Source organism: uncultured Luteimonas sp. (genome assembly GCF_947492465.1).
Lineage (GTDB): Bacteria > Pseudomonadota > Gammaproteobacteria > Xanthomonadales > Xanthomonadaceae > Luteimonas.
Window position 1 is genome coordinate 1 of sequence record NZ_CANLNF010000003.1, and the last position, 14,147, is coordinate 14,147.

At 71.9% G+C, this 14,147-nt stretch carries 16 protein-coding genes; 10 read left to right on the plus strand and 6 right to left on the minus strand.

Features of this window, described 5'->3' with window-relative positions:
- Positions 1–462 (minus strand): HupB (locus tag Q0863_RS08095; protein ID WP_298577102.1); only part of this gene is annotated, 462 nt, incomplete at its 3' end.
- 211 nt (positions 463–673) lie between these two features.
- Between Q0863_RS08095 and Q0863_RS08100 the strand changes: the two genes are divergently transcribed.
- The gene (locus tag Q0863_RS08100; protein WP_298577103.1) at positions 674–1,285 is read left to right on the plus strand and encodes a DUF2242 domain-containing protein; all 612 of its coding nucleotides are present in this window, start codon (positions 674–676) and stop codon (positions 1,283–1,285) included.
- 62 nt (positions 1,286–1,347) lie between these two features.
- Here the strand turns inward: Q0863_RS08100 and Q0863_RS08105 are convergent, their stop codons facing one another.
- Entirely contained in the window at positions 1,348–1,569 is a 222-nt protein-coding gene (locus tag Q0863_RS08105) for a hypothetical protein (protein WP_298577105.1), read from the minus strand.
- A 118-nt stretch (positions 1,570–1,687) separates the two neighbouring features.
- The gene (locus tag Q0863_RS08110; RefSeq protein WP_345780520.1) at positions 1,688–2,836 is read right to left on the minus strand and encodes an MFS transporter; all 1,149 of its coding nucleotides are present in this window, start codon (positions 2,834–2,836) and stop codon (positions 1,688–1,690) included.
- Positions 2,837–3,005: 169 nt separating this feature from the next.
- Between Q0863_RS08110 and Q0863_RS08115 the strand changes: the two genes are divergently transcribed.
- Both Q0863_RS08115 and Q0863_RS08120 read left to right on the plus strand, forming a co-directional pair.
- On the plus strand, positions 3,006–3,839 hold the full coding sequence (locus tag Q0863_RS08115; RefSeq protein ID WP_298577108.1) for a polysaccharide deacetylase family protein: 834 nt from the start codon (positions 3,006–3,008) through the stop codon (positions 3,837–3,839).
- 71 nt (positions 3,840–3,910) lie between these two features.
- Positions 3,911–4,285 (plus strand): hypothetical protein, encoded by a 375-nt coding sequence (locus Q0863_RS08120; RefSeq protein ID WP_298577110.1) that lies wholly within the window; start codon positions 3,911–3,913, stop codon positions 4,283–4,285.
- A 7-nt stretch (positions 4,286–4,292) separates the two neighbouring features.
- Here the strand turns inward: Q0863_RS08120 and Q0863_RS08125 are convergent, their stop codons facing one another.
- Positions 4,293–5,342: a sensor domain-containing diguanylate cyclase gene (locus Q0863_RS08125; RefSeq protein ID WP_298577111.1), complete on the minus strand. Its 1,050-nt coding sequence runs from the start codon at positions 5,340–5,342 to the stop codon at positions 4,293–4,295.
- Positions 5,343–5,507: 165 nt separating this feature from the next.
- On the opposite strand from Q0863_RS08125, the gene Q0863_RS08130 reads away from it, so the two are divergent.
- On the plus strand, positions 5,508–6,626 hold the full coding sequence (locus Q0863_RS08130; RefSeq protein ID WP_298577112.1) for a GGDEF domain-containing protein: 1,119 nt from the start codon (positions 5,508–5,510) through the stop codon (positions 6,624–6,626).
- A 19-nt stretch (positions 6,627–6,645) separates the two neighbouring features.
- On the opposite strand, the gene Q0863_RS08135 is transcribed toward Q0863_RS08130, so the two are convergent.
- Complete coding sequence (locus Q0863_RS08135) at positions 6,646–7,677, minus strand: NAD(P)-dependent alcohol dehydrogenase (protein ID WP_298577113.1); 1,032 nt, start codon at positions 7,675–7,677, stop codon at positions 6,646–6,648.
- Positions 7,678–7,871: 194 nt separating this feature from the next.
- Between Q0863_RS08135 and Q0863_RS08140 the strand changes: the two genes are divergently transcribed.
- The 3 genes from Q0863_RS08140 to Q0863_RS08150 all read left to right on the plus strand — a co-directional run bounded on the left by Q0863_RS08140 (position 7,872) and on the right by Q0863_RS08150 (position 10,115).
- The gene (locus tag Q0863_RS08140; protein WP_298577114.1) at positions 7,872–9,191 is read left to right on the plus strand and encodes a serine hydrolase domain-containing protein; all 1,320 of its coding nucleotides are present in this window, start codon (positions 7,872–7,874) and stop codon (positions 9,189–9,191) included.
- A gap of 85 nt (positions 9,192–9,276) precedes the next feature.
- A complete protein-coding gene (locus tag Q0863_RS08145) occupies positions 9,277–9,726 on the plus strand; it encodes a GFA family protein (protein WP_298577116.1) in 450 nt (149 codons plus the stop codon).
- A gap of 176 nt (positions 9,727–9,902) precedes the next feature.
- Positions 9,903–10,115 carry a hypothetical protein gene (locus Q0863_RS08150; protein ID WP_298577118.1) on the plus strand — a complete coding sequence of 71 codons (213 nt, stop codon included), beginning with the start codon at positions 9,903–9,905 and terminating at the stop codon, positions 10,113–10,115.
- A gap of 67 nt (positions 10,116–10,182) precedes the next feature.
- Here the strand turns inward: Q0863_RS08150 and Q0863_RS08155 are convergent, their stop codons facing one another.
- A complete protein-coding gene (locus Q0863_RS08155; protein WP_298577120.1) occupies positions 10,183–11,166 on the minus strand; it encodes a LysR family transcriptional regulator in 984 nt (327 codons plus the stop codon).
- Between the two features lie 215 nt (positions 11,167–11,381).
- On the opposite strand from Q0863_RS08155, the gene cysG reads away from it, so the two are divergent.
- From cysG to Q0863_RS08170, 3 genes are read left to right on the plus strand one after another with little or no spacing between them, the layout of a single operon-like run.
- A complete protein-coding gene (gene cysG, locus Q0863_RS08160) occupies positions 11,382–12,830 on the plus strand; it encodes a siroheme synthase CysG (protein WP_298577122.1) in 1,449 nt (482 codons plus the stop codon).
- 27 nt (positions 12,831–12,857) lie between these two features.
- Positions 12,858–13,835, plus strand: coding sequence for a cysteine synthase A (gene cysK, locus Q0863_RS08165; RefSeq protein WP_298577124.1), 978 nt, complete (start codon positions 12,858–12,860; stop codon positions 13,833–13,835).
- Positions 13,836–13,866: 31 nt separating this feature from the next.
- A complete protein-coding gene (locus Q0863_RS08170) occupies positions 13,867–14,067 on the plus strand; it encodes a YezD family protein (protein ID WP_298577126.1) in 201 nt (66 codons plus the stop codon).
- The last annotated feature ends 80 nt before the right edge of the window (positions 14,068–14,147 follow it).

Genomic DNA, 14,147 nt, shown 5'->3' on the forward strand with positions numbered 1-14,147 from the left:
CTTGGCGGGCTTCTTGGCGGGCTTCTTGGCGGGCTTCTTGGCGGGCTTCTTGGCGGGCTTCTTGGCGGGCTTCTTGGCGGGCTTCTTGGTGGCCTTCTTGGTGGCCTTCTTGGTGGCCTTCTTGGTGGCCTTCTTGGTGGCCTTCTTGGTGGCCTTCTTGGTCGCCTTCTTGGTCGCCTTCTTGGTGGCCTTCTTCGTAGCCTTCTTGGTCGACTTCCTTGTGGCCTTCTTCGTTGGCTTCTTCGTCGACTTGTTGGCAGCCTTCTTGGTCGCCTTCTTCGCAGCCTTCTTCGTCGACTTGCGCCCGCCCTTCTTCCCGCCGCCATCCTGCTTGTTGACGGTTGCCCAGGCGATCCGTTCGGCCGTCTCGCTCGAGCGGCCGCGCTCCTTCTCGCTGTCCTCGATGTGTTCGGCCTGGCGCTTCTGCTTGTCGGTATAGCTGGACTTGTCTCCGCGTGGCATTGCCTCGTCTCCAGTGATCCAACCCGCGCGACTGTCCCACCCACTGCGTGAAACGCATGCCAACGTTCCATGCTGCCAGAGGCAGCCGCACGCAGCGGTTCCGGACCGGTTGCGGCGCCAGCATCACCCGCGCCTGTCGCGCGATATTCAGTTCGCCTGCATCGCCGCGCCACTACACTCCGCCGCTCAACCGATCCCGCCGTTCCCGCCGATGCCCCGCTGCAGCCGACACATCCTCGTCGCGATCGCCGTCCTTGCGCTGGCTGCCTGCGGCACGAACCGATCGCGCACGCAGGCCCCGCCGCTGGGCGAAGTCTTCGGCGCCGAGGACACGTATTCGCGCAGCTATCCGGTGGCGCCGGACGTGGCCTGCGAGGCGACGCGGCGCGCGCTGCTCGGGCAGGGATACATCATCAAGCGGATGGCCGCCGATTCGCTGGAGGCGGCCAAGCACTTCCAGCCCGAGTCGGACATCCACACCCAGCTCGACGTGCGCGCGACCTGCGTGCCGCAGGTCGGCGGCAGCGCCATCGTGTTCATCAACGCGGTACAGGAGCGCTACGCGCTCAAGAGCCAGTCCAGTTCGGCCAGCGTCGGCGTGAGCATGATCGGGTCGGTGTCGGTACCGGTGCCGATCGGCGGCGGCAATGCCAACCTGGTGCGGGTCGGCAGCAACACCGTGCAGAACCAGGAGTTCTACACCCGCCTGTTCGACCGCGTGGGCTTCTACCTGCCGGGCACCCCGACCGGATTGCCGGCCGCAGTTCCGCCGCCGCCGGAACCCGACAGCCCGCCGGACCCCCTCCCGCCCGAATCGAACTGAGCTGCCGCCGGCGAAAGCGCTGCTGTGTCCGCGGCACCGCGCAGCACTGGACCGGTGCGCTCCTACGCGGCCTCGATCGATGGCGGCGGCGGCGCGACCTGCAGGCTGACCGCGATGCCCGCGCGGCGTGCGCGCTGGGCGCAGGCGCTGGCGTAGTCGTTGGCCGCGCCGACATCGACGAAATAGCCGTCGATGATGCAGTCGCGGGTCACCGCCCAGCCGCCCTCGATGTCGGGCTTCACTTCGATCCTGATGCTTGCAGGCGCGGTGCTTGCAGCACTCATCGGCACACCTCTCACGGATGCTTCCGCCGTTTGCGGGCGGCGCATCGTAGGCAGCGCAACGTCAACATCGCGTTGCCGATTCGCGTACATCGGGTGACAACGTGCCGGCGCGCACGGATCAGGCGGGGCGGCGACCGATGCGCGCCCCCAGGCCGGCCGCGGCCGCCAGCGCGCAGGCCACCAGCAGCAGCGCCGCGGTGAGCGAGGCGCCCTGCGCCACGAAGCCGATCAGGGCCGGGCCGGCCAGCACACCGGCATAGCCCATCGTGGTGACGGCCGGGATTGCGAGGTGCTCGGGCATGCGCGTCTGCCCGCCGGCCAGCGTGAACATCACCGGCACGATATTGGCGCAGCCCACCCCCAGCAGCGCATAGCCGGCCAGGCCCATGCCCAGACCGGGCGCCAGCATCGCCAGCGCCAGGCCCGAGGCGCCCACCAGTCCGCCGGCCAGCACGGTGCGGGCACGGCCGACGCCCGCCACCACCCGGTCGCCGGCCAGGCGCGTGGCGGTCATCGCCAGGTTGAACACGACGAAGGCCCAGCCGGCGCGCTCGAGCTCGACCCCCTTGACCTCGTGCAGGAACACCGCGCTCCAGTCGAGCATGGCGCCTTCGGCCAGGAAGCTCACGAAGCACACCAGGCCGATGCCCAGCACCACGCCGCGCGGCAGGGCAAACGCCGCCGCGCCACCGGCCGCGCGCTCCGCGCGCCAGGCGCGGGCCGAAACCGCGGCCAACAGCAGTACCACCGCAGACACGGCCACCGTTGCCGCCAGCACCGGCACGCCGACGCCCAGCATCAGGGTGACCACCACCGCGCCGGCAAGGCTGCCGATGCTGTAGTAGGCGTGGAAGCCGGACATCATCGGCCGTCCCGCCTCGCGTTCGACCAGCACCGCCTGGATGTTCATGGTGCAGTCCATCGCGCCCATCGCCGCGCCGAGCAGCAGCAGCACGCCGCCCAGCAGCCAGGCATCGGAGACGACCGCCAGCAGCGGCAGCAGGACCAGCATCAGCAGCGCCGCGGCCAGCATCACCCGCCGGCAGCCCTGGCGCGCGGCCAGCGCCCCGGCCAGCGGCATCGCCACCAGAGAGCCCAACCCCAGGCACAGCAGCACCAGGCCCAGTTGCGCATCGTCCAGGCCGGCGCGCAGCTTGGCGAAGGGCACGATCGGCGCCCAGGTGGCGATGACGAAGCCGGGAATGAAGAACGCGGCGCGGGTTGCGCGCTGCTGCGCGGAGCGTGGATCGGCGGGCAAGCGGGGCACCGGATGAGGGGGAACCGGCCACGATAACCGCGCGTCCCGGCGCGCGGAACGCCTGCGCGCGCGACGCAGTGGTCCGCCCGCGCTTCCGGACGGCGGCCGGCGAACCCGGCGCGCAGCCTGCGGCCATCTGCGGCACCATGCGCCCTTCGGGACGGAAAAGGGGAAGGTGATGCATCCAGCAGCCGGAATGGGCGTGGCCTGCGCGGCCCTGGCGCTGGCGCTGGCCGGCAGCGACGCGATGGCGGCCGATGAGGCCTTCCCGTGGCCGCAGGGCCAGCGCGCGGCGGTGAGCCTGGCCTACGACGACGCGGTGCCCACCCATCTGGACGTCGCGATTCCGGCGCTGGACCGGCATGGGCTCAAGGGCAGCTTCTACCTCATCCTCGCCGCCGAGCCGGTCCGCGCGCGGCTGCCGGAATGGCGCGCCGCGGCGCGCAATGGCCATGAGCTCGGCAACCACAGCCTGTTCCACCAGTGCTCGGCCCGCGGCGCGGGACGCGAATGGGTGCAGCCGGCGCAGGACCTGGACGCCACCAGCGTGGCGCAGATGCGTGCCCAGGTGGAGGTGGCCAACACCATGCTGCACGCCATCGACGGCAGCAGCGAGTTCACCTTCACCGCGCCCTGCGGCGACCGCATGGCGCGCGACGGCGACTACATCGGCGAGGTGGCCGGCCTGTTCCTCGGCGTCAAGCTGGTCGGCGGCACGGTGGTGCCGGACATGTGGACGCTGGATCCGGCCGCGGTACCGGTCACTGTGCCGGTCGATGCCAGCGGCGCCGAACTCATCGCGCTGGTCGAGGACGCCGGACGCCGCGGGACCATGGTCAACTTCACCTTCCACGGCATCGGCGGCGACCACCTGTCGGTCGGCCGCGAGGCGCACGAACAGCTGCTCGCCTTCCTTGCCGAGCACCGCGACGTGTACTGGACCGACACCTTCCGCAACCAGATGCGCTGGATCAGGGAACGCCAGGCGGCGCGGGTCGGCCAGGCGCCCTGACGCGACGGCGGGTCTTCGCGGCGTCTTCGCACGGCGCTGCCATGATCATGCGCCCTGCCCGGCCCATCCCCATGACCCGTCCCCGCCGGCGCCACGCCGCCACTGGCACCTCCACCCGGCTCCTCGAACTGGCCACGCTCGCACCGGCCGTGGCCGGCGCGCGGCTCGCGCGGATGGCGCTGGAGGGTGCCGCGCCCTCCACACGGGGCCGCAGCGACATGGTTGCCATGGTGCTGGAAAAGCAGGTGGCCTTCGCCCAGGCCTGGTCTGCGATGTGGGCCGAAGCCTGGCGGCAGCAGATGCGCCTGGGCCTGGCCTGGATGACGACCGCGCCGACGGCGGGGCAGGCCGCACGCATGGTCGACAGCGGCGTGCGGCGGATCGCCGCGAAGGGCCTGGCGCCGGTGCATCGCCGGGTGGTGGCCAACGCCCGGCGCCTGCGCTGATCCTGCCTCAGGCGATCTCGACGCGATCACGGCCGCCGCGCTTGGCGGCGTACAGCGCGCGATCGGCCCGTTGCATCACCCCGGCCAGGCCATCGCCCGGCCGTACCGCGGTGAGTCCGATGCTCGCCGTCACCGGCATCTGCGGCGAGGCCATGGCGGCGGCGCGACGCATGTCCTCGCAGCGCAGTCGCGCCGCCTCGATGCCGCCGTCGAGCAGCCACGCGAACTCCTCGCCACCGTAGCGCGCCAGCACGCCGTCGCCGTCGGCCGAAGAGGCGAGTGCGCGCGCGACCGCGACCAGCACCTCGTCGCCGGCGACATGGCCATGGGTGTCGTTGACCGCCTTGAAGTGGTCGATGTCCAGCAGGGCCAGGCAATACCGGCCACCATCGGCGATCGCGCGTTCGAGCGCCGCGCCCAGCGCGCGCCGGTTGGCCAACCCGGTCAGCGCGTCCTGCAGGACCTGTTCGCCCAGGTCGGCGTTGCGCAGCGCCAGCTCGGCGTTGAGGCTGCGCAGCTGCGCTTCGTACCAGTGGCGCTCCTGCAGCTGGAGCTGCAGTTCGCGCGTCACCCGGCGCAGCTCGAGTTGCGCCGACACCTGGCGCGAAAGCGCTTCGAGCGCCTGCAGCTGGTAGACCGCCAGCCGTCGCGGGACCCGGTCCATCACGCACAGCGCGCCCACCGCCAAGCCGTCGGCATCGAGCAGGGGCGCCCCGGCGTAGAAGCGCACGCCGGGCTCGCCGGTGACGAAGGGATTGTCGCGGAACCGGGCGTCCTCGAGCGCGTCGGGCACCACGAACACGCCACCTCCGAGGATCGCATGGCCGCAGAAGGACAGCTCACGCGGGGTCTCGGCGACCTCCAGCCCATGGTGCGCCTTGAACCACTGGCGTTCGGCATCGATGAGGGAGACCGCCCCCATCGGCACTCCGCACACCGCCGCCGCGATCGCGACCAGGTCGTCGAAGGTGGATTCCGGGCCGGTATCGAGGATGCCAAGGGCCTGCACGGCCGCGAGCCGCTGCTGCTCGTTCTGCGGTATGGCCGGTCGCTGCATGCGCCTTCCCTCACGGGTCACGTGGACAGCCTACGGCAGTGCGGCGGCAGGCCGCGTGCAGGCCGGTGGCGTCCGGATCCCGCCCGGCTCGCCGTTACAATACCGATCCGCATGGAACAAGCGTGCGCGGCGGTGGTCGAAGGTGCCGCACACAGGGGGAATGCAGTGAACGCGGGCAAGGTCCATTGGGTGGTCACGCTCAACCGGCGCAACAGGTCGCTGTTCTTCGCGCTGGGCCTGTTCGTGCTGGGCACGCATCTTGCCTACCTGCAGGCCGGCCCTCTGATGTGGACGCTGCTGGCGCTGCATCTGCTGGTGTATCCGCAGCTGGTGTACTGGCGTGCCGCGCGCTCCCCCGATCCGCTGCGTGCCGAACTGCAGAACCTGCTGATCGATGGCGTGCTGCTGGGCGCCTGGATCGCGGTGATGGGCCTGCCGCTGTGGATCAGCTTCGTGCTGTTCGTCGGGGTCTGCCTGAACGTGGTGATCTTCATGGGCATGCCCGGGCTGTGGAAGGGCGTGGCCTCGCTGGCGGCGGGCGTGGCGGCGGTCGCCGCGGTGCACGGGCTGGAGTTGCGCCCGCACACCGAACTGCACACCTCGCTGCTGTGCATCGTGCTGCTCACCGCCTACCTGCTGTTTTTCGCCAACGCCGCCTATCGTCGCGGCGTCAAACTGCGCGACAGCCGGCGCGAGCTGGGCGAGCGGCTGGAGCAGATCACCGCGCTGCAGTCGCAGCTGCAGGAACAGGCGCAACGCGACCCGCTCACCGGCCTGCACAACCGCCGCTTCCTGGACGAGGCGCTGGAGCGCGAACTGGCCCAGTGCATGCAGTCGGGGCTGCCGCTGACCCTGGTGCTGATCGACATCGACCGCTTCAAGCGCATCAACGACACCTATGGCCATCCGGCCGGCGACGAGATGATCCGTCGCCTGGCCGACCTGCTGCGCGACCGCGTGCGCGACGCCGGCCTGATCGCCTGCCGCTACGGCGGCGAGGAATTCCTGATGATGCTGCCCGGCACGCCGGTGGCCGAGGCCATCGACATGGCCGAGGACCTGCGCGCGACCTTCGAATCGCTGCAGGTGGTCTCGGCCGGACAGGTGATGCGCACCACGCTCTCGATCGGCGTGGCCGGCTGCCCCGAGCATGGACTGGACGCGCAGCCGCTGGTGCTGCGCGCCGACCAGGCGCTGTACGAAGCCAAGCTGCGCGGCCGCAACCGCGTGGTGCGCGCAAGCGACGCGCGCGCACCCACGCGCGCGCTCGCCGACCCGGCCTGAGCCGCGCGGGCGGCGCGGCTCAGGGCACCAGCACCGCGCGTCCCTTGACCTTGCCCGCGTGCAGGCGCTCGTAGACCTGCGGCGCGTCCTCCAGCCGATGGCGTTCGACCAGCGCGCGGATCGCGCCCTGCTGGGCCAGCGCGATCACCTCCATCAGTTCGGTGCGCGTGCCCCAGTACGGCACGCTCACCTGGCAGCCGTAGGGCGGCTGGTTGGCCGCGTAGTGCAGCACGCCCCCGCCCAGGCCGATGATGCTGATGCGGCTGTCGCGGCCGACCACGCGCGCGGCCAGGTCCACGGTCGGCTGCGCGCCGACGATGTCCAGCACCACGCGCGCGCCGCGGGCGCCGGTGATTTCGCGGATCCGTTCGAAGGCCGCATCGGCGTCGCGCGTGTCGACGGTATGGCGCACGCCCAGGGCGCGGGCATGCTCGAGCTTGTCCGCATCCAGGTCGCAGGCGATCACCTCGGCCGCACAGGTGGCCTGCAGCAGTTGCACCGCCATGTGGCCGAGGCCGCCGATGCCGATCACCACCACGTGCGCGCCCGGCGTGAGCATCGGCAGCGCCTGCTTGATCGCATGGTAGGGCGTGAGCGCGGCGTCGCTCAGCGGGGCGGCTTCGGCCGGGTCCAGTCCGCCCAGCGGCACCAGCAGCCGCGGCGAGGGCACCAGCATGTACTCGGCCATGCCGCCATCGGACCCCAGCCCGCCGCCGTAGCCCGGGATCGACACGTGGTTCTCGCAGTAGTTTTCCGCCGAGCCCTGGCAGGTGCGGCAGCGGCCGCAGCCCCAGGGGCCGTACACGGCGACCGCATCGCCTTCCTTCCAGCCTTGTACGCCGCTGCCCAGGGCGGCGATCCAGCCGGCGTTCTCGTGGCCCAGGGTGAACGGCCCCTCGAAACCCAGGCCCTGCTCGAGTACGTGCAGGTCGGAATGGCAGACGCCGGCGCCGCCGATCTTCAGCAGCACCTCGCCCGGACCCGGCCGCGGCTCGGGCAGATCGACCACTTCGGCAGGCCTGCCGGCGGCGATGAAGCGGACGGCTTTCATGGGGACTCCCGGCGCAGGAAAGGTGTCCCACTATGCGCCAGTGCACGGGACGCCGGCGCAACGGCGCCGGCCTGCATCGCGCAAAGGTTGCAGCTGCATCGACGCTGCGCTGCAGCGGGAGCCCGATCCCGCGCGACGGCATACTCGCGCGTCGATCGCCGCGTGCGTTCGCCACGTCCTGTCCGGGAGCCCACATGAGAATCCGCCTGGCGGCCGTCCTCGGCCTGCTGCTGGCCGCCTGCCAGCCTGCTTCGAACACCGGCCTCGCCGCGCCCGGCGATGTCCCGGCCGGCGCCGCGCCGCAGCCGACCGTCGTCGATGCCGCGCACATCGACCAGGTGCTGCAGGGCATCGTCGACGAAGGTCGCGCCGTGGGCGTGTCGGCCCTGGTCCACGAGCGCGGCCGCGAAGCCTACTTCGGCGCGTTCGGCATGGCCGACCGGGAGGCCGCCCGGCCGATGGCGCGCGACACGCTCGCCCAGGTCTATTCGATGACCAAGCCGGTCACCGGCGTGGTGCTGATGTCGCTGTACGAGCAAGGCCTGTTCGAACTCGACGAGCCGCTGGCGACCTACCTGCCCGAGTACGCCAACGTGCGCGTGCATGCGGGCGAGGATGCCGACGGCGAGCCGATCCTGGTCGCGCCCGAACGGCCGATTCTGGTGCGCGACATCCTGCGCCACACCGCCGGCTTCGCCGCGGCGTTCGAGGACAATCCGGCGGCGGCGCTGTATCGCGAGGCCGACGTGGACTCGCGCGCGATCACCCTGGCGCAGATGTCCGAACGCCTGGCCGCGCTGCCGCTGGCCTACCAGCCCGGCACGCGCTGGCTGTACGGCATCTCGGTGGACGTGCAGGCGCGGCTGGCCGAGGTGCTGGCCGGCAGGCCTTTCGAACAGCTGGTGCGCGAACGCGTGCTCGAGCCGCTGCGCATGGCCGACACCAGCTACCACGTCGCGGAAGACCGGCGCGGACGCATGGCGGCGATGTACGAGTACGCCGACGGCGCGTTCACCCGGCTGCCCGACTCGCCGGCGCTCGACAACGCCTATCGCGAGTGGACCCTGGCTGCGCCCGGCGGCTACGGCCTGGTCTCGACCCTGGACGACTACATGCGCTTCGGCCGCATGCTGCTCGACGGCGGCAGCTTCGACGGCGCGCGCGTGCTCCATGCCGACACGGTGCGGCTGATGGCCACCGACATGCTGCCGGCCGGGGTCACCGACCGCTCCTGGCTTCCCGGCAAGGGCCAGGTCGGCTTCGGCATCGATTTCGCGGTGCGCCACTCGCCGCCGGCCAACGCGGAGGAGGCGTCCGGCGCTGTGGGCGAGTTCTTCTGGGACGGCTACGCCAACACGCTGTTCTGGGTGGATCCGGCCAACGACATCGTCGCGGTGTTGTTCACGCAGTCGATCCCGCCGGGCGGCACCGACCTGCACAAGCGCTTCCGCGACGCGGTCTACCACGGCCACCCCGACGCCTCGGCGGCGACCCGGGCAGCGGCGACGCCATAGCCGCGCCGGTGCACGGAGGTGCCCGGCGTCGATCCTCGATGCGCCCGTTCGTCGTCGCGGAGTGACCCCGCACACGAGGCATCGCATGATCCAGCCACGCTCGGGCAGCTGCCATTGCGGCAGCGTCCGCTTCCGCTGCCAGGTCGACCTGGCGCCGCACGGGGAGCGCTCGCCGCAGCCGCGCCCCGGCCCGTGGTACGCGTCGACCCTGCGCTGCAACTGCAGCTACTGCCGCAAGACGCGCATCTGGAAGGCGCACGTGCCGGCAGAGGCGTTCGCGCTGCGCAGCGACGAGGCCACGCTGGGCCGCTATCGGTTCGGCGCGTGCGCGATCGAGCACTGCTTCTGTCCGCAATGCGGGGTGAACACCTTCAGCCGCGCCGACTTCGAGGTGATGGGCGGACCCTTCGTCTGCGTCAACCTGGCCTGTCTCGACGACGCCACGCCGGCCGAACTGGCCGCGGCGCCGCTGCGCTACGAGGACGGCGCCGGCGACGACTGGGATTCGCCACCGGCGGTCACGGCGCATCTCTAGCCGCCTGTTGGCCGGGGCCTGCAACGGCCTGCCTCGTCGCCCGGTGCCCGGCATGGCGATCCAGCGCGCGCGTGCATCTCGCACGGCGGACTTAACGCGCGCGCGGTATTTTCTTCACGGGGTTCTTCCGGCACGACGCTAGCGTGGGGTTCCCCCCGCCGGATGGAGGATCGCGCATGACGCAGACGCTCTACGCCCAGGACGAAGCAGGCAACCGCCACAAGGTGATCCAGCGGCTGGAAGCACCGGAGGAAGGCAAGGACTCTCCGGACCACGGCGCGGCCCGCTTCGTGTACACCCTCTCGGACGGCACCCCGGTGCGGCGCGTGGACAACGACACCTTCCAGATCGTGGGCACCGGCGCCTACATCACGGCGGTGCAGGACTGAGGACGTCCCCTCCCGCCCCGGCTCGCCCGGCGGCAGATGCAGTGCGCGTCGCGTGCAGCGGGGTCCGCTAGATCGTGATCGCCTGGCTCAGCTCGCGCCAGCTCGGCGGATGGGGCCAGTCGGCATCGAGGTTGCCTTCGATCACGCGGCGCAGGTCGCGGCGGTCGAGCTGGGGGGCCACCCCATGCAGCAGCGCCAGCGCGTAGTCGCGCAGCACCCGCCCGCGCGGGATCACCGCCCAGGTGATGCACTCGGGGATTTCCGCCGGCGCTTCCAGGATCCGCAGGTCGTCGTCCTCGCGCGGACCCACCGCCATTTCCGCCAGCAGGCCGGCGCCGAGGCCGGCGCGCACGTAGGTCTTGATCAGGTTGGCGTCGCGCGCGGTCATCGCGATCTGCGGCTCGACCCCGGCCGCGGCGAAGGCGCGCCGCATCGAGGAATCGCCGCGCGTGGACGACTCGTAGCTGATCAGCGGATGGCGCGCGAGTTCGGCCAGCGTGGGCGCGCGCTGCAGCCCTGCCAGCGGGTGCGAAAGCGGGACCAGCAGCACGCGCCGCCAGCGGTACAGCGGCACCGGCAGCCCGCCCGAGGGCGTGGCGCCGGCGGTGCTGATCAGCGCCACGTCCGCCCCGTCGTGGAGCTGCTGCAGCACCTCGGCATCGCTCGCGGCCTGCAGGTCGACGTCCACCCGCGGGAACTCGCGCCGGATCGCGGCGATCACCGGCGGCAGCACGTAGCGCGCCTGGGTGTGGGTGGTGGCCAGCAGCAGGCGGCCGCTGTACTCGCCGCGCTCGTTGGCGGCATAGCTGCGGATGTTGGCGGCCTCGGCCAGGATCCGCCGCGCATGCTCCAGCACGCGCTCGCCGGCCGGGGCGATCGCATCCAGGCTGCGGCCCTTGCGGACGAACAGCTGGAAGCCCAGCTCGTCCTCCAGCTGCTTGAGCTGCTTGGAGAGGCCGGGCTGGGTGGCGTGCACGCGCTCGGCCGCCAGGGTGATGTTGAGTCCCGAATCGGCGATCGCGACCAGGTAGCGCAGTTGGGTGAGGGTCATGGCTCCAGTCCGCGCGGCGCTGGTTTCGGCCGCAACCTCCATCCTTTCATCATGATGGAAAGATGGAGCGCTGGATCATAGTCGCGCCTGGCCGGGCTGTCCACGCGGCGCCGGCACAGGCTTATGCCTTACGGGAATAAGCGCAGCACGCGTCGCCATTTCCTCCTGCGCCCCCGCAGTCGCTAGCGTCGCCCCATCGCCACGCGCCCGTCCCGATGCCCGACGCCCCTGCCACCACCCGGCTGTTCCCCCTGTTCGCGGACCTGCGCGGCCGCGCCGTGCTGGTCGTGGGCGGCGGCGCGGTGGCGGCCCGCAAGGTCGAGGCGCTGGCCGGCACCGGCGCGCGCGTCCGGGTCGCCGCGCCGGCGCTGGTACCTACACTGGCGACCCTGGCCGCCGAGGGCGCGATCGAACACCTCCCCGGCCGCTTCCATCCGGACTGGCTGGACGGCGCCTGGCTGGCGATCGCCGCCACCGACGATGCGCAGGTGAACCGGGCCGTCGCCGAAGCCGGCGAAGCGCGCGGGATCTGGGTCAACGTGGTCGACGACGCGGACCTGGCGCGCGTGCACCTGCCCGCCCGGGTCGAGCGCGGCCCGCTGCAGATCGCGATTTCCAGCGGCGGCGGCGCGCCGATGCTGGCGCGGCTGGTGCGCGAGCGGCTGGAGGCGCAGTTCGACGAATCCTTTGGCGCGCTCGCCGGCCTGCTGGCGCGCCATCGCCACCGCATCGTCGCGCGCTGGCCGGAGCCGGGTGCGCGCCGGCGCGCGTTCGGGCGCCTGCTCTCCGGCCCGCTGCAGGGCCTGCTGCGCAGGCGCCGCCACATCGAGGCCGAGCGCCTGCTCGATGCGACGCTGGCGTCGTCGAAGGATCCCGCCAGCGTGCGCGGCTCGGTGGCCCTGGTCGGCGCCGGGCCCGGCGATGCCGGCCTGCTCACCCTGCGCGCGCTGCGCCTGCTGGGCGAGGCCGACGTGATCCTGCACGACCGCCTGGTCAGCGCCGAGGTGCTGGCGCTCGCGCGACGCGACGCCGAGCGCATCGAGGTCGGCAAGCGTGCCGGCCACCATGCGGTGCCGCAGGACGGCATCAACGCCCTGCTGGTCGAGCATGCCGCCGCCGGCAGGCGCGTGGTCCGGCTCAAGGGCGGCGATCCGTTCGTGTTCGGCCGCGGCGGCGAGGAACTCGAGGCGCTGCGCGCGGCCGGCATCGACTACGAGGTCGTCCCGGGCATCACCGCCGCGGCCGCCTGCGCCGCCTATGCCGGGATCCCCCTGACCCATCGCGACCACGCGCAGTCGGTGCGCCTGGTCACCGCGCACGCCCAGGAGGGTCCGGACACCCTGGACTGGCCCGCGCTGGCGCAGGAGCGGCAGACGCTGGCGTTCTACATGGGCGTGTCGCGGCTGGACACGGTGCAGGCGCAGCTGATCGCGCACGGGCGCGCGCCGGACACGCCGTTTGCGCTGGTCGAGAACGGCACGCGCGCCGACCAGCGCGTGGTCAACGGCCGCCTAACCGATCTGTCACGCCTGGCGCGGCACCACGCCGTACAGTCGCCTGCGCTGCTGATCGTCGGCGAGGTGGCCGCGCTGGCCGGCGCCCTGCACTGGTTCGGCGCCGCTCCGCTCGGCACTTCCGACGTTCCGCTCGCGGACGCCGCCTGATCGTCCACCCCGCATCGAGACCGCACCATGGCCATCTACGACAGCATCATCGACACCATCGGCAACACGCCGATCGTCAAGCTGCACCGCATCGCGCCCAAGCACGTCACCGTCTACGCCAAGGCGGAGTCGTTCAACCCCGGTGGCTCGGTCAAGGACCGCCTGGCGATCGCGATCGTGCTCGATGCCGAACAGCGCGGCCTGCTCAAGCCCGGCGACACCATCGTCGAGGCCACCTCCGGCAATACCGGCGTGGCGCTGGCGCAGGTGGCCGCGGCCCGCGGCTACCGCTTCGTGGCGGTGATGACCGAGACCTTCTCGGTCGAGCGCCGCAAGCTGATGCGCGCCTATGGCGCCAAGGTGATCCTCACCGCCGCCGCCGAGCGCGGCACCGGCATGGTGAAGAAGGCCAAGGAGCTGGCCGACAAGCACGGCTGGTTCCTGGCCTCGCAGTTCACCAACCCGGCCAACCCCGCCTACCACCGCCAGACCACGGCCGCCGAGATCCTGCGCGACTTCGCCGGCCGCCGGCTGGACTACTTCGTCAGCGGCTGGGGCACCGGCGGCACGCTCACCGGCGTGGGCGAGGTGCTCAAGGTTGCGCGGCCGGAGACCAGGATCATCGCCACCGAGCCGGTCGGCGCGTCGCTGCTGGGCGGCAAGGACTGGGCGCCGCACAAGATCCAGGGCTGGACCCCGGACTTCCTGCCCGAGGTGCTCAGCCGCACCGTGCACGACGAGCTGGTGAACGTGACCGACGACGAGGCGATCGGCACCGCCCGCCGCCTGGCCGCCGAGGAAGGCCTGTTCGTCGGCATCTCCTCCGGCGCCACCGTGGCCGCCGCGCTCAAGGTGGCCGAGTCCGCGCCGGAAGGTTCGGTGCTGCTGGCGACCATGCCCGACACCGGCGAGCGCTACTTCTCCACGCCGCTGTTCGCCGGCGTCAACGAAGGCTCGGACGACGAGTGGCTGGCCAGCCTCGACGGCGAGCGCAGCGCGGCCTGACGCCATCCCCCAACCCACGGGCATCGTCGCCATGAGCCGATCCCCCACGTCCCCACCGGCACCCGCCGAGCCCGCCGCCGCGCAACGCGGCGACGGGCCCGGGATCAGCGAAGCCGAGCGCGCCGTGCTCGAGGCGGTCCGCGACCTGGCCTATGGCCAGGTCGAGGTGATCGTCCACTCCTCGCGCATCGTGCAGATCACGCGCAGCCAGAAGCTGCGGCTGGCCGACTGATGCCGGCCGCCTGCGTTCCACACACCCATCCCATCCACGGTGCCGACCGGACGACCGGAGGCGCTTCCCAAGCGACATAC

Coding starts and splice junctions, on each gene's coding strand:
- Q0863_RS08140 (WP_298577114.1), top strand. CDS start 7,872: ATGAGAATCCGCCTGGCGGCCGTCCTCGGCCTGCTGCTGGCCGCCTGC.
- Q0863_RS08115 (WP_298577108.1), top strand. CDS start 3,006: ATGCATCCAGCAGCCGGAATGGGCGTGGCCTGCGCGGCCCTGGCGCTG.
- Q0863_RS08150 (WP_298577118.1), top strand. CDS start 9,903: ATGACGCAGACGCTCTACGCCCAGGACGAAGCAGGCAACCGCCACAAG.
- Q0863_RS08155 (WP_298577120.1), bottom strand. CDS start 11,166: ATGACCCTCACCCAACTGCGCTACCTGGTCGCGATCGCCGATTCGGGA.
- cysG (WP_298577122.1), top strand. CDS start 11,382: ATGCCCGACGCCCCTGCCACCACCCGGCTGTTCCCCCTGTTCGCGGAC.
- Q0863_RS08105 (WP_298577105.1), bottom strand. CDS start 1,569: ATGAGTGCTGCAAGCACCGCGCCTGCAAGCATCAGGATCGAAGTGAAG.
- cysK (WP_298577124.1), top strand. CDS start 12,858: ATGGCCATCTACGACAGCATCATCGACACCATCGGCAACACGCCGATC.
- Q0863_RS08135 (WP_298577113.1), bottom strand. CDS start 7,677: ATGAAAGCCGTCCGCTTCATCGCCGCCGGCAGGCCTGCCGAAGTGGTC.
- Q0863_RS08125 (WP_298577111.1), bottom strand. CDS start 5,342: ATGCAGCGACCGGCCATACCGCAGAACGAGCAGCAGCGGCTCGCGGCC.
- Q0863_RS08145 (WP_298577116.1), top strand. CDS start 9,277: ATGATCCAGCCACGCTCGGGCAGCTGCCATTGCGGCAGCGTCCGCTTC.
- Q0863_RS08120 (WP_298577110.1), top strand. CDS start 3,911: ATGACCCGTCCCCGCCGGCGCCACGCCGCCACTGGCACCTCCACCCGG.
- Q0863_RS08100 (WP_298577103.1), top strand. CDS start 674: ATGCCCCGCTGCAGCCGACACATCCTCGTCGCGATCGCCGTCCTTGCG.
- Q0863_RS08170 (WP_298577126.1), top strand. CDS start 13,867: ATGAGCCGATCCCCCACGTCCCCACCGGCACCCGCCGAGCCCGCCGCC.